This window comes from Paenibacillus phytohabitans (assembly GCF_013141775.1).
Taxonomy (GTDB): domain Bacteria; phylum Bacillota; class Bacilli; order Paenibacillales; family Paenibacillaceae; genus Paenibacillus_AQ; species Paenibacillus_AQ phytohabitans.
Map to the genome: position 1 here is coordinate 20,653 of NZ_WHOB01000052.1, position 14,150 is coordinate 34,802.

At 52.2% G+C, this 14,150-nt stretch carries 11 protein-coding genes; all 11 read right to left on the reverse strand.

Annotated features, from left to right (window positions below; genetic code table 11):
* Window positions 1–17: 17 nt before the first annotated feature.
* The 11 genes from radC to GC101_RS17460 all read right to left on the reverse strand — a co-directional run bounded on the left by radC (window position 18) and on the right by GC101_RS17460 (window position 14,139).
* Window positions 18–707 (reverse strand): RadC family protein, encoded by a 690-nt coding sequence (gene radC, locus GC101_RS17410; protein ID WP_039300526.1) that lies wholly within the window; start codon window positions 705–707, stop codon window positions 18–20.
* A 21-nt stretch (window positions 708–728) separates the two neighbouring features.
* A complete protein-coding gene (locus GC101_RS17415) occupies window positions 729–1,337 on the reverse strand; it encodes a Maf family protein (protein WP_171718268.1) in 609 nt (202 codons plus the stop codon).
* A 37-nt stretch (window positions 1,338–1,374) separates the two neighbouring features.
* Window positions 1,375–1,620 (reverse strand): DUF4321 domain-containing protein, encoded by a 246-nt coding sequence (locus tag GC101_RS17420; RefSeq protein WP_039300531.1) that lies wholly within the window; start codon window positions 1,618–1,620, stop codon window positions 1,375–1,377.
* 285 nt (window positions 1,621–1,905) lie between these two features.
* A complete protein-coding gene (locus GC101_RS17425; protein ID WP_171718269.1) occupies window positions 1,906–3,228 on the reverse strand; it encodes a hypothetical protein in 1,323 nt (440 codons plus the stop codon).
* A gap of 76 nt (window positions 3,229–3,304) precedes the next feature.
* Window positions 3,305–4,492, reverse strand: a complete 1,188-nt coding sequence (locus GC101_RS17430) for a glycosyltransferase (RefSeq protein WP_171718270.1) — start codon at window positions 4,490–4,492, stop codon at window positions 3,305–3,307.
* Window positions 4,493–4,669: 177 nt separating this feature from the next.
* Window positions 4,670–5,842 (reverse strand): glycosyltransferase family 4 protein, encoded by a 1,173-nt coding sequence (locus GC101_RS17435; protein WP_171718271.1) that lies wholly within the window; start codon window positions 5,840–5,842, stop codon window positions 4,670–4,672.
* Between the two features lie 243 nt (window positions 5,843–6,085).
* Entirely contained in the window at window positions 6,086–7,273 is a 1,188-nt protein-coding gene (locus tag GC101_RS17440; protein WP_171718272.1) for a GGDEF domain-containing protein, read from the reverse strand.
* Between the two features lie 57 nt (window positions 7,274–7,330).
* Window positions 7,331–8,488: a GGDEF domain-containing protein gene (locus GC101_RS17445; protein ID WP_171718273.1), complete on the reverse strand. Its 1,158-nt coding sequence runs from the start codon at window positions 8,486–8,488 to the stop codon at window positions 7,331–7,333.
* Between the two features lie 248 nt (window positions 8,489–8,736).
* The gene (gene murC, locus GC101_RS17450; protein WP_171718274.1) at window positions 8,737–10,113 is read right to left on the reverse strand and encodes a UDP-N-acetylmuramate--L-alanine ligase; all 1,377 of its coding nucleotides are present in this window, start codon (window positions 10,111–10,113) and stop codon (window positions 8,737–8,739) included.
* Between the two features lie 7 nt (window positions 10,114–10,120).
* Window positions 10,121–11,497: a bifunctional folylpolyglutamate synthase/dihydrofolate synthase gene (locus tag GC101_RS17455; protein ID WP_171718275.1), complete on the reverse strand. Its 1,377-nt coding sequence runs from the start codon at window positions 11,495–11,497 to the stop codon at window positions 10,121–10,123.
* 5 nt (window positions 11,498–11,502) lie between these two features.
* Complete coding sequence (locus GC101_RS17460; RefSeq protein ID WP_171718308.1) at window positions 11,503–14,139, reverse strand: valine--tRNA ligase; 2,637 nt, start codon at window positions 14,137–14,139, stop codon at window positions 11,503–11,505.
* Between the last annotated feature and the right edge of the window lie 11 nt (window positions 14,140–14,150).

A 14,150-nucleotide genomic window follows, 5' to 3' on the forward strand; every position in this document is an offset into this window, starting at 1 on the left:
GGATCTAGACAATTGTATTACATATAACCTTTTTCTTTCAAACTTACAAAGCTGCTGTCACCAATGACCAGGTGATCCAGCACGTCGATGCCGACGATTTCACCTGCTTGCATCAGCCTTGAGGTCAAGGAGATGTCTTCAGGACTCGGTGTCGGATCACCGCTCGGATGATTATGTGCGCATATAATAGCTGCGCTGCTGCATTTCATGGCTGCCCGGAACACCTCGCGGGGATGCACAATGGAGGCGTTAAGGCTGCCCATGGACAATGTTTCCTGCGCAATAACATGATTCTTCGTATTCAGAAACAAGCAGATAAAATGCTCCTTCTGCAAATAACGCAGCTGCTCGGTCAGAATCTCCGCCGCGTCCTGGGGACTGCGGATGATAACCGGTTCTGTAAGCCGGGAGTTCGCCATGCGTCTTCCCAGCTCTATGCCTGCTTTCAGTTGCACGGCCTTGGCAGGGCCAATGCCTTTGATTGTTGTCAGTTCTTCAATGCTCAGGTCCGCCAGCCCGCGGAGGCCGCCTGTAATCCCCAGCAACCGCTGGGCGATATGAATAGCCGATTCACTCTGCGCACCTGTGCGCAGCAGAATAGCCAGCAGCTCCGCCTGACTTAATGATTCCGCCCCATAATGCATCATGCGCTCTCGTGGTCGTTCTTCATGGGGGAGGTCACGCAGCATAAATGTTTGCGACTCCATCCCTAACCCTCTTTCTTCCTGCTATCCTTGCCGGTTCAGTACAGAAATGCCGAACCCGGACAACATGCCGCTTAGCAGCGACAACGGCAGACCGACCACGTTAAAATAACAGCCTTCAATTTCGTCCACCAGGGTGGCACCAAGCCCTTGTATTGCATAAGAGCCGGCTTTGTCGGCAGGCTCCCCGGTCGCTATGTAGGCGCAGATTTCATCTTCGCTCATTGCTCTCATAGTTACAGAGGTTACCCTGTGATCCACCAGGGTCCGACCCTCTGCGAGACCGATACAGGCCACCCCGGTATATACCTGATGTGTCCTTCCCTGCAGCATGGCCAGCATCTTAGCGCTGTCCTGCTCGTCCACCGGCTTGCCGAGCACCTTGTCGTCAAGCACGACAATCGTGTCGCTGCCGACAATAACAGCATCCCGGTCTCCGGCTGCAGGGAGTACTGCCTCCGCTTTGCGCACAGCCAGATTACGCACGATGGTCTCAGGCGTCCATTCCGGCGGCGTACTCTCATCAGCATCACTGACCAGAACCTCGAAAGGCAGGCCAAGCGAGGCTAACAGTTCACGCCGCCGCGGCGAACCCGAAGCAAGAATAATGTGTCGCGTGTTGTCATGCTCCACTGTAATAAACGTCCCTTCTAGATGCCGGCAGCGAACGCTACAGTCTGCGGTACAGCCATACAGCTGTTATCATTCCGGCAAGACTGAGCAGGCACAATTTCAAATGGATAGTGATGTCATAGGTTATGATGTCCAAATCAGCTTGCGGCGACCACTTGAGTACAGTCGAGGTTGTAAGAAAAGACAGAGCTTTTACAGGTTCCAGCAGCTTGGCAATCCATGCTCCGGCCAGCCAGCCCAGAATTAGAAATAACAGCAGTGTTCCTACATTTTTCTTCTTCATTTTGGTCTTCCCTCGCCATTTTTTGACACCCTAATTATTATACGGTGAAACGGAGTTCAATACAAACGCAAAATCCGTTCAGGGAATGTTTACCACAGCCGTGCCGCATAAAGCCCGGTTTCACCAGTCTCCGCCGGGTGTGGTCCACTAACATTATCCGACTCCGGCACAATAGGCAACTGATTTATCATGCAGTAGCTATACTCGCGAGAAACACAGCAATCCCCCGTCCGGCAAACCGCCGGTACGGGGGATGGGCAACATCTTATACAATGGGGTGAACGTTCAGCTTATCGCAGACAGCAGACTTTTCTGGCCGGTCAAAAAGCTCATCATAGCCTCCTGCACTTCCCAGAGCAGGCCCTCTGCCTTATTCTTGCCGTACTCGTTCAGTGCGGATATTCCCCGGCTCATGGATTTCTCCAGCCCGGTGGCAATACTCTTCCCCTCCGGAGACAGCCCGGACTCGAGCTGCTTGACGGTTTCGGTCCACTGCATATGAAGATCACTTACCGCTGAGCTGTCTGTACCGCTGGCCGTACCGCTCAGCAGCGAAGCAGACAGGCCGCTCAGCTCACTCAACAACTGGCTGCTGACTGCAAAATAGCTGTCCACCGCTTCCGCCGTTCCGTTATAGCTGACCTGATCCACAGCGGGCAAGGCCACTTCCCTTACGTACAGCTCGATGCCCTGATTCTTCAGACCGCTGCTGAGCAGCTTGGCCTGCTCGCGCTCAGGCGACATCCCTGCATACACCCGGTTGCCGTCTGCTGGGTCCAGACCTGCGGCAAGCCCTGCGGCAAGCAGCTCCTGCTGAGCCTGCGCAGCACCAGCCGGTGTGCTGAATACGCCGTATTGGAGCAGATAATAGCTCTGCGCCGCAATCTGTACCGGAATATGCGCTGCCACCGCTTCACCGGTTCCTTCAACCGGCATGCCTGTGATATCTGCTTCCGCTCCCCCGCCAGTGTCATTCTGGCTCTGAACGATCCCCGTCTGAACAGCGGAACTGCCGCTTCCATTCCCGGTGCCCGTCCCTCCGCCGCTGATGAAGGACAGCGCTGCATAGCCGAGCAGGATTCCCGTGCCTAATGCCCCTGCTACTGATAAAGCGAACTTCCACCAATAAGAAGGGCGACGGGTATGGTAGGAGCCCCCATACAGATTCCCGTGCGTGCTGAACTGCCCGAACCGTTCCTGCTCAGCGCCCCGCTCATCCTCAAACAGCGGGTAGTGCTCACCTGGTGGTGCATTATCATCGTCCCTGTAAACCTCCGCATAAACTGGAATTGTGCGCGTACTTGAGTCTGGGAGATATGAATACTGTCCAGTATCATACTCTCCATCTGAATCATCCCAGTTACGGCGGCGCGGACCAGAGGATTTCATATAAGATACTTCAGCTGCACGGGGGATTTCCACCCGCTCCAGATCAACTATATATTCATCTGCACGGAGATGCGGGGCCGTTCTAATCTCCTCACGCTGTTCCCTGTCCTCAACCTCCAGGGTTATAACTGGTTCTCTTCCTATACGGCGGTCTGCCATTTCCGCCTTACGTTCTGCCGTCTCCCCATCAAACCGGAATGTCATTCTTCCGCTATTCAATGCTCCCACCTCGCTATCTTCAGTTCTATACTGAAATATATGATAGATGTGAGATGGATATGCTATTTTAATATATTTACACCAAACTAAGTACTTTCTCCCTGACCCCTTCCGCCGCGTAATGCTTGAGCAGTGTCCGGTAAGCCTGATCCGCAATAATGGAGCCCAGCTCAGGCGTTGTCAGCAGCTTCACCAGCTGGCCGGCAAAGACTGCGCTCGTGCCTGCGAGCAGAATATCCCGTCCCGTCTCACAGATTAATTCCTCCGAACCTCTCAAGCTGCAGACGACCGGCGTCCGCAGCGCCCAGGCTTCCAGGATCTTAATCTGCCCCCCGCAGCCTTCGCGCAAAGAAGCTACCACGGCGCTGGCCCGCCGGATGTAATCGGCTGTATGTTCAAATTCCCTGACAATTTCAATAGAAGCATCATTGCGGGCCAAAGCGGCAACCTCCGGATGTACTTTATCGCTGATCATATAGCAACGGAAATCCGGCACCTCCGCTTTGACCAGCGGGTATATCTTCTTTAAGAACAATAAAGCCACATTCTTGCCCTGGCCGGTATTCATATTCCAATGAAGGACTATGGATTTCTCCTTGATTACGGTCTCACCGGAGGCATAAGCAGGCTCCTTCAGGTCAATGTAAGGCGGAACTACATGCACCTTGCCTGCATCCGCAAAGGATAACGCCTTAAAAGAAAGGGCATCCCATTCTGTAGCGGTCAGCAGCAGACTGGTCTTGTTCATTAATCGGCGCTCTTCCCGGCGGATCAGTGCGGCATTCAGCTTATGATAGCTTTTGCTAATTCCGCGTTTGCCGGCCGCCCTATTCTCCAGCATTCTGCTCCCGAAACGGTGCGCATCTGTAATGATGACGGCCTCCGGAAGCATTGAGGCTACAATATCCAGGCAATTACTCAGCATATAATACGAAATAAACACATGACTGTATGTATTCAAGCGGCACATCTCTGTGACTTCCGCCCGCAAAGACTTGTCAGTACCGATCAGCGGAGAATGTGAGCGCAGCTTGTTCAGCGGGTGCAGCAGGGATCTCTGTGAAGCAGAAGACCTCTTCACCTGGTGCACTGTAAGCGCAGGTCCAGACTCTACCGCAGGCTCCCGGCGGCAATGACAATACTCGAGCAGATCAATATCAAACCGCTCCAGCAGAATATCAAGAAAATTCTCTGTTCTTATTTCTCCTTCTAAATCTTCGGGATAACGACTCTGGGCTGATAGGAACAGCATTTTCTCTCTCATGGCTATAGCTCCTTGGTTCTATGTAAATGGTTATTATTGTATACAAAGAAAAATAGGCCGGATTACATCCAGCCTTCATTTATGAATCTTTAGATGTAGATCAATAGTAACGCAGTTCCCGGAAAAAGATTGTCGATTTATGGGATGAAATAATATTTTTTTGTATTCCCCTTACAATTAGACAAGACTTAGCAGCTTTTCCCGGACACTTTCCGCCTCATAGTTAGCCAGCAGGGTCTGGTAGGCACGGTCCGCAAGCACTACTCCCTTTTCGTGATCCTGAAGTAATTGAGTCACGCTTTCGGCAAACGTAACCGGATCATCGGCAATCATAATATTCGCGGAATGCTCATACAGCAGCCCTTCTGCTCCTTTGGTGCTTGAAACGACAGGAGTCTTGAGCGCCCAGGCCTCCAGTATCTTCAGGCGTGTTCCGCTGCCCTCCTGCAGAGGAGCGATCACAACCTGCGCCTTTCGTATATAGTCCGCCACACTGTCGACATATCCGGTGATGATGATGGAAGGGTCCTTGTCCGCCAGAGCGGCAACCTCCGGATGCACATCCCGGCCGACGATATACCATTTGATGCCCGGAACCTTGGCTTTGATGAGCGGATAGATCTGACGGTAGAAATAGGTAGCTGCATTAATGTTCGGGAAGTAGTTCATATTGCCCGGGAGAATAATCCACGGCTCTTTCGGAAAAAGCGTATTTGTCCGATAATCGCCCATACGTATGAAGTTAGGAATCACCTGGACCTTAAAGGAATTTTTAAAGGAAAGTGCCTTGAAGCTCAGCCCGTCCTGTTCGGATGTTGTAAGCAGCAGATTGGTCTTGTCCATCAGCTTAAGCTCATCTCTGCGCGTCCATACCGCATTAAGGGAATAAAAGAGTTTGGCGATCCCCCTCTTCCTGCGGGCAAGCTGTGCAGACAATCCGCTCTCGAAGTTATGCGCGTCCGTGATTATAACAGTGCCAGGGAGGGAACGGCGCACAATGTCAATGCAGCAGCCGAGCAGACTGTGCGAAATAAAGACATGGCTGTATGCATGCTGTCCGCAGAGCTCTGTAATCTTCTCCTTCATATCCACATCTACATGGCTCATATAAGAGCAATTGCGCCATTTGTACAAGGAGCGAAGCATCGCCCTGCGGTAATTCATTGTGCGCTTCACCTCATGCACGGTAAGCGACGGTATGGCCTCCGTGTCTTTGGAACCTGAATACGTTAAGAGATCCACATCGTATTTGGCGAGTAAAATATTCAGAATATTGCCCGTTCTCAGCTTGCCACCGCTATCCTGCGGAAATGGATTCTCTGCAGATATGAACAGCAATTTTTCCCTCATGGCTTCTTCTCCTACTCTCCATTTATCTGTCTGTGTCTGGCAGTGCCAGGTATCTAGCATATATTACCCCAAAGTTCTGCGGAGTTTTGTCGTTTCTTGGCTAATGCAAAAATAATTTCAAAAAACTGTCATTTTACGAAGCCCGGATACAAAAACAGCGCTGCTCCAGTAAAAGGAGAAGCGCTGTTGTTCCTAATTTTGTGATTTAATTTAAATTGCAGTTTAGACTTATGGTCAGTACACTCAGGAATGTACTTCAAGCTCCCTCGCTGTATAGCCGTGGCTTCGGACCACACAATTGCGTCCGCGCTGCTTCGCCTGGTACAGGGCGGTATCGCTCAGCTTGTACAAAGTATTGAGCGGGACGCGCTCGCCCGAGACGATCGTAATCAGACCGATGCTCACTGTATAAGAGAGCGTTATCCCATCAATGGTGGCGTCCAGCACGGACCGGCGCAGACGCTCAGCCACTTCCTCACTCGCTTCCTCATCCGCCCGGTGCAGCAGCACAGCGAATTCTTCCCCGCCGAACCGTCCGAACAGGTCCCCGTTGCCAAGCTGGCGCTCAATTCTGCGGGCAAAGTCGCGCAGCACCTTGTCACCCGTGTCATGGCCATAGGTATCATTCACCTGTTTGAAATGGTCCACATCCAGCAGCAGGAAAGAGAAGGGCGCCATCTCCTTGGCAGCCGCAGCAATCAGGGGCCGGGCACGCAGCACGAAGGCTCTGCGGTTAAGAATGCCGGTGAGCTCATCGTATGTGGCTGCACGCTCAAGTTCCGCATAGGACTGCTCCCTGGAGAGCAGCATGAAGCCGGCGGTTCCGAGAAACATCAGCAGATATATTCCTATATAGAAAAAGACTTGCATCCACTCACCAATAGGTGAGCCCTCAGGCGGAGGATATACCAGTCTGCTTGCATTGCAGAACATCGAGAGGATAACAATACCGTAGAGCAAGCCCATAATTTCCTGAAGCGGTGTTTTTTTCACTTTCCAGCATAACATATACGCAGGATAGATCAGCAGCAGTGCCCCGGCAAGCGAGGCAGCTGCAATTAGCCGCGGTACGTCCGGAGACAGCAGATACAGGAGGAGCAGAGCAAGTGCGGCACATCCGGTTAGTGTATAATAAATCCGCTTTATCCGTTCGGAATAGACCTCCAGCATCTTGAGCAGTGCGAAGATTTCTGCGGTTCCACCGGCCAGATTCAAGAGAATAATGCAGGGAAGGACAACCTTAAATTCACGATATTCCCTTAACAGCAGAAGGATCATAATCACCAGCTGCAGAATTTTGGCGGTCAGGAACAGCAGGGATGTACCATCTTTCGGATAACGCGACCGGTAAGCCAGAGTGAGCATAACCGTAAAGAAATTACCAAAAAAGAGACACGCCAGCAGTGTCTTGAAATCCAGACTGGCAGCCATAGCGTCCACCCCCTTGCTCATCGATGTCATATGTATGATGTGTATAATCCCGTTCTTTTACCCGGCTCTGACCACACGGTCCCGTCCGTCCTGCTTCGCCTGATACAGGGCTCTGTCACTAAGCTTGTACAGGGTATTCAAGGCGGTCTGCTGATCCGGAAGCACTGTAATCATTCCGATGCTTACGGTGTACCCGCCGGCAAGACTGTCTCCCGAAGCCTCCTTAACGGCTTGGCGCAGTTCTTCCGCCTTGCGGCTGCTGTTCTCCGCATCCTGCCCATAGAGCATAATGGCGAATTCTTCGCCGCCAACCCGGCCGAACAAGTCACCGATTCCCAGCCGGCTCTCAATGGTAAGCGCGAAATCCTGAAGTACTACATCGCCTTTGTCATGTCCATATGTATCATTCACTATTTTGAAATGGTCCAGATCCAAGAGCAGCATTGAGCAGTATTCCCGCTTTCTTGCCGCCATCGCCAGCTTCAGCTCAGCCTCTATCAGAAAAGCCCTGCGGCCAAGGATTCCGGTAAGGCTGTCATAAGTGGCTATGCGCTTCAGCTTCTCATATGAATGCTCATTGGAGAGCAGGATGAAAGCCGCAATTCCCCCGACCAGCATCAAAAACATCCCCAGGTAATACAAATACTGTGCAGGATTAGCTGTCAGCGGTCCCATTTCCGGTTCCAGAATCAGCGCGACAAAGGACCGCAACAGCATCACGGCAGCAATGGTATAAAATACGCTTCCCATTATTTTCTGGAGCGGAGAACGTTCTTTACCCGCCGTCAAACGGTAGCCGGGGTAGATCACAAACAGCATTACCCATAGCGAGGTCGTGGCCACCCGCAGGTTCGCATGGTTGAAGAACAGGGCGATGATACAAAAGCTCAGAACACTGCCCGCAACCAGCCCCGAATAATAGAGCTTCGCCTTACGGTCCATCATCCCCATCATCATCAGCAGGGCCGAAATTTCCAGACCTCCTCCAGCCAGAATGAGCGCATTGCTTAGAGGTACGGCGATCCAATGGGGGATATAATCCCATAGCAGAATAGAGCCCCAGAAGACGACCTGAAGCCACTTTGCAGTTATAAAAAGGACCGAGGCGGTATCCTTGGCGAAATGGTAGCGGTAAAAGGTAATCAGCAGGCCGGAAAACAAGTTCCCCAAGATGAACAAGTACAACAATGTATTAATATCAAGCTGAAAGCTCATGAGTACACCACCAAATATGCGGGAATACCTTCTCTTTTAAGGACAATATCATTCACAAGCTATATCGGCAAAATGTTGGTTTAATTTCACTTCTAATTTCTCAGACCGCCAGATACCTCCTGACATAAAAAGAAGAAACGGCTTCGTTGTCCTTATTCAAGGAACGGAAACCGTTTCTGTTAAAATACCTAGCTATCCTATTACTGTAAAGAGATATGTGTAATCTGCATAGAATGGCCTAAGCCCTATTAACGATTCTTCAGATTATCCGCCAGTGCATACCCGACCTTCCAGATATCACCCGCACCCATTGTAATCACCAGATCACCGGGAGCAATGCGGTCCTGCAGGTCAGCCAGCACAGCTTCCTTCGTCGGCAGATGCCGTGCACCGGCGTTGCTGTTCTGCACAATGAGCTCCACCAGCTTCGCGGAGGTGACTCCCTCGATCTGCTTCTCTCCGGCAGGCGAGTAGATATCGGTAATAATCACTTCGTCCGCTTCGCTGAACGCACGGCTGAACGCATCCAGCAGGAAGAAGGTACGCGTGTAGCGCTGCGGCTGGAACACGGCGATAATCCGTTTGCCTGTAGCCTTGGCAGCACTAATGGTAGCCTGAATCTCCGTTGGATGATGCGCATAATCATCAATGACGAGAATCTCGTTGATCTCTCCCAGCACCTGGAAGCGCCGCTTGGCACCGTGGAATTTCACAATTGCTGCAGCGATCGCTTCAAAGGCAATGCCGGATTTCAGACAGGAAATTACCGCCGCCATTGAATTATACAGATTGTATTGCCCCGGAATGGAAAGCTCAATACGGCCCAGAACCTCCGTACCGCGATTCATCGTGTACGACACCTGGCGGTCGCCCAGAACGATGTCGGTCGCCGTGTAATCTGCAGTCTCCGAATAAATTCCGTAGGTGATAACCGTACCTTTTACTTGAGGCAGCAGAGATTTCACATTCTCATCATCCGCGCACACAATAGCCGTTCCGTCCTCACGCAGCTGGTTCATAAACTGCACATAAGCTTCCTTCAGCTGGCCGAAATCACCGCCGTAGTTCTCCAGATGGTCGGCTTCAATATTCGTTACAATCCCCAGCCAAGGATGGTACTGCAGGAATGAGCCATCACTCTCATCCGCTTCGGCTACGACGAATTCCCCTTGTCCTGCCTTGGCATTCGTACCGACGTTCATGATCTCCCCGCCAATAATATACGTAGGATCCACGCCGCAGTCTTCCATAACCAGAGCAATCATCGACGAGGTGGTAGTCTTGCCGTGCGCACCCGCAACAGCCACACCCTTGCGCTCATTCAGCAGACGGGCAAGCATCTGCGAACGGTGAAGAATCGGTATTTTGAGACGCTCCGCTTCTACCCATTCTACGTTATCCGATGCAAGCGCCGTAGAATATACGACCAGATCTGCGCCTTTGACCTGTTCGGCCGTATGTCCAATGTAGACCTTGGCACCTTTGGCAATCAATTTCTCCGTTAACTCTTGGGCAGCTACGTCAGAACCCGTAACTGTATATCCCATCTCCAGCATCACCCGGGCAATCGCGCTCATACCGTAGCCGCCGATCCCTATAAAATGCACACGTTCAGTAGTATCCAACAGTTCGTCACCAGCCTTTTTCAGAATCGGGTTGCCGTAAAAGCGTACTGCGTACATCAGAAATCAAATACAGCGTTCCGGACACGACCGCAAGGTCATCGTCCGCTGTGATCGTCTGCAGCAGATGCAGCGCTTGGCCCCAATTACGTTCTACTATGATTTCCAAGTTTTCCTTGGCATATTTATTCCGCAGACTTTCTGCGATGGCCTGCAGATCTTCCGCGTCCATTTTCTTCCGGAAATCCGGTTCGGTCAGGATGAGCGTATCCACTATAGGCAGTATATGCTTGAGATACGACTCGTGATGCTTATTTGCCAGCATCCCCATGAGCAAATTTAATTTACCGTATGGCCCAAACTGCGGAAGACTCTTGGCCAGGCTCTCTGCACCTTCCGGATTATGCGCTCCGTCCAGAATAATTCTGGGCGAAGTGCCTACTTCCTCCAGCCTTCCGGCCCAGAATGTACCGCGGAATCCCTCCAGCACATCCTCGTCCTCCAGCATGAAGGCCATATACTGACGCAGCACCTCAAGGACCATCATAGCTCCCGCTGCATTCTCCAGCTGATGTTCGCCTTTCATAGCGATATCCAGCTCTAGCGAGCGGAATGGACCCTGGAAGGTGAAATGCTGGTAGCCGTCCCTGAGCTCTACGCCACTATAGCTGAAATCTTCTCCAGCCAAATATAGAGTAGAACGGGTAGACGCCGCTTTAGCCTTCAGTACTGCGATAGCCTCCGGCTGGCTCACACAGCTGACTGCGGGAACGCCCGGCTTAATAATTCCGGCCTTCTCACCGGCAATCAGCTCCAGTGTATCTCCCAGCACATCGGTATGATCATGCCCCACATTCGTGATTACAGACACAACCGGGGTAACGATGTTCGTTACATCCAGCCTTCCCCCAAGACCAGTCTCCCATACGACTACATCCGGATAACAGACTTCGCCATAATAGAGAATGGCCAGTGCCGTCGACACCTCGAACATTGTCGGCGAACCCAGCTCACCGCCCGCGATCTCTTGAACCAGCGGACGCAGTTTATTAACCAGTTCCAGCAAAGTCTCTTCGGGAATATCGATTCCGTTGTACTGGAAACGGTTCGTGAATTTCGTGATATAAGGAGAAGTAAAGGTCCCCACCGTGTAACCGCTCTGAATAAGCACACGGGTCAGAAAGGCACAGGTAGAGCCTTTGCCGTTCGTCCCCGCTACGTGAATGAACTTGAGCTTGCGGTGCGGATGACCCAGCTTCTCCATCAGAAGCTCTATCCGTTCAAGACCCGGCCGGATACCGAAAGGAATCAGGCTGTTAATCCAGTCTACTGCTTCTGTATAAGAACTTAAGGGAGCGGCACTGCCGCTCCGTGTGATCTCTTCCATGTCCCTTATCCTCTCAGCTCTGCGATACGGGCCAGCACTTTCTCGCGTCTATCGGAATAGTCCGCCTGCTTCGCCCGCTCCTCTTCGATGACTTTAGCTGGCGCCTTGGCGACAAAGCCCTGATTGCCGAGCTTTTTCTCCACGCGTTCAACTTCGCTGTTCAGTGTCTGGACTTCTTTTTCCAGACGGGCAATTTCCTGTTCAATGTCGATCAGTCCTGATAACGGCAGAAGCAGCTCGGCGCCTGTAACCACAGCAGACATCACTTTATCCGGTGTCTGCGGCGCAAGCCCTGCTTCGAAGGAAGAGGTGTTGCAGAAGCGCCCGATGTAATTGTCGTTGCGGGAAATAATGTCCAGGGTTTCCTGCCCCCCGGCTTTGATAATCAGTTCTACCTTCTTGCTCATCGGCACGTTCACTTCCGCACGGATATTACGAACGGCACGGATAACATCCATCAGGAGATTCATTTCTGCCACTGCCTGCGGATTCTCAAGCGCAGAATCATACTTCGGCCATTCGGCCAGTGTGATGGTGTCGCCCTGATGCGGCAGATGCTGCCAGATCTCTTCCGTAATGAACGGCATGAACGGATGAATCAGGCGTAGCGTGCGGTCCAGTACATAGGCCAGAACCGATTGTGTCTTGGCCTTGGCAGCCGCGTCCGCTCCGTACAGCGAGAGCTTGGCGAATTCGATATACCAGTCGCACAGATCATCCCAGATGAAGTTGTACAGCAGCCGGCCGGTCTCGCCGAACTCGTACGAGTCAATTAGACGCGTAATATCGCGGGAAGTTTCGTTCAGGCGGTGCAGAATCCAGTGGTCCGCCGTGCTGAGCTCACCTGTAATGTCAATATCTTCAAAAGAAACACCTTCTAGATTCATCAGTGCAAAGCGTGAGGCATTCCATATCTTGTTGGCAAAATTCCGCGCCTGCTCTACCTTTTCCATCCGGAACCGCAGATCCTGACCGGCTGTGCTGCCTGTAGTAATCATATAGCGCATAGCGTCTGCGCCATACTGCTCGATTACATCCAGCGGATCGATACCGTTGCCGAGTGATTTGGACATTTTGCGTCCTTCAGCATCGCGTACGAGACCATGCATCAGCACGTCGGAGAATGGCTTCTGTCCGGTGAATTCCAGAGCCGAGAAGATCATGCGGGCTACCCAGAAGTAGATGATATCGTAGCCGGTAACCAGCACATTGTTCGGATAGTAACGCTGATAGTCGCTGCTGTTCTCATCAGGCCAGCCCAGTGTGGCGAACGGCCAGAGGTTCGAGCTGAACCAGGTATCCAGAACATCCTCATCCTGCTTCAGGTCTGTCAGGCCGCTGATCCGGCGTGCTTCTTCTTCATCATTCGCAACAACGATCTCTCCCGTAGATTCGGAGTACCAGGCCGGGATGCGGTGGCCCCACCACAATTGGCGGGAAATACACCAGTCGCGTACATTCTCGATCCAGTTCAGGTAAGTCTTCTCGAAGCGGTCCGGCACGAAGTTAACGCCGGTTCCATCCTTCTGCGCCGCGATAGCAGCTTCCGCCAGCGGCTGCATCTTCACGAACCACTGGGTGGACAGGTAAGGCTCAACTACGGCTCCCGAACGCTCGCTGTGTCCAACCTGATGTACGTGGTCCTCAATGGATACAAGCACACCCTGCTCCTTCAGGTCGGCAATGATCGCCTTGCGGCAGTCACTGCGGTCCAGTCCCTGGTATTTGCCTGCTTCCGCATTCATAATTCCGCCTTCATCCATCACATTAATCTGTGGAAGATTATGGCGCACGCCCATCTCAAAGTCATTCGGATCATGTGCCGGGGTAATCTTCACCGCGCCGCTGCCGAATTCCTTATCTACATAATCATCAGCGATAACCGGAATTTCCCGCAAGGTAATCGGCAGGATCAGGGTTTTGCCGATAAGATCCTTGTAACGGTCATCCTCCGGATGCACGGCAACCGCAGTATCGCCCAGCATCGTTTCCGGCCGGGTTGTAGCTACAGTAATATAGCCGCTGCCGTCCTTAAGCGGATAGCGCAGATGGTACAGATGGCCATTTACCTCTTTATATTCAACTTCGATGTCCGACAGAGCCGTGCGTGCAGCCGGATCCCAGTTGATAATGCGTTTGCCGCGGTAGATCAGGCCCTTCTGGTACAGCTCAACAAACACCTTGCTTACCGCCTTCTTCATTCCATCATCAAAGGTAAACCGTTCGCGGGAGTAATCCAGAGACAGGCCCATCTTGGCCCATTGGTCATGAATCGTCTCTGCATACTGGTCTTTCCAGGCCCATACCTGCTCCAGGAACTTCTCGCGTCCCAGATCATGGCGGGAGATTCCCTGCTGGCGCAGCTTCTGCTCTACCTTGGTCTGCGTAGCAATGCCTGCATGATCCGTACCCGGCAGCCACAAGGTATCATAACCCTGCATCCGCTTGGTTCGAATCAGCACATCCTGAAGCGTGAAATCCAGTGCGTGTCCGATATGCAGCATTCCTGTTACATTCGGCGGCGGAATTACGATGCTGTAAGGCTCCGCATCCGGCCGCTTGCCTGCTTCGAAGAAGCCGTTCTCCATCCAGTAAGTATACCATTTCTTCTCCGCCGACCCCGGATCATAGGTAGTCGGCATATCGCTTTGCT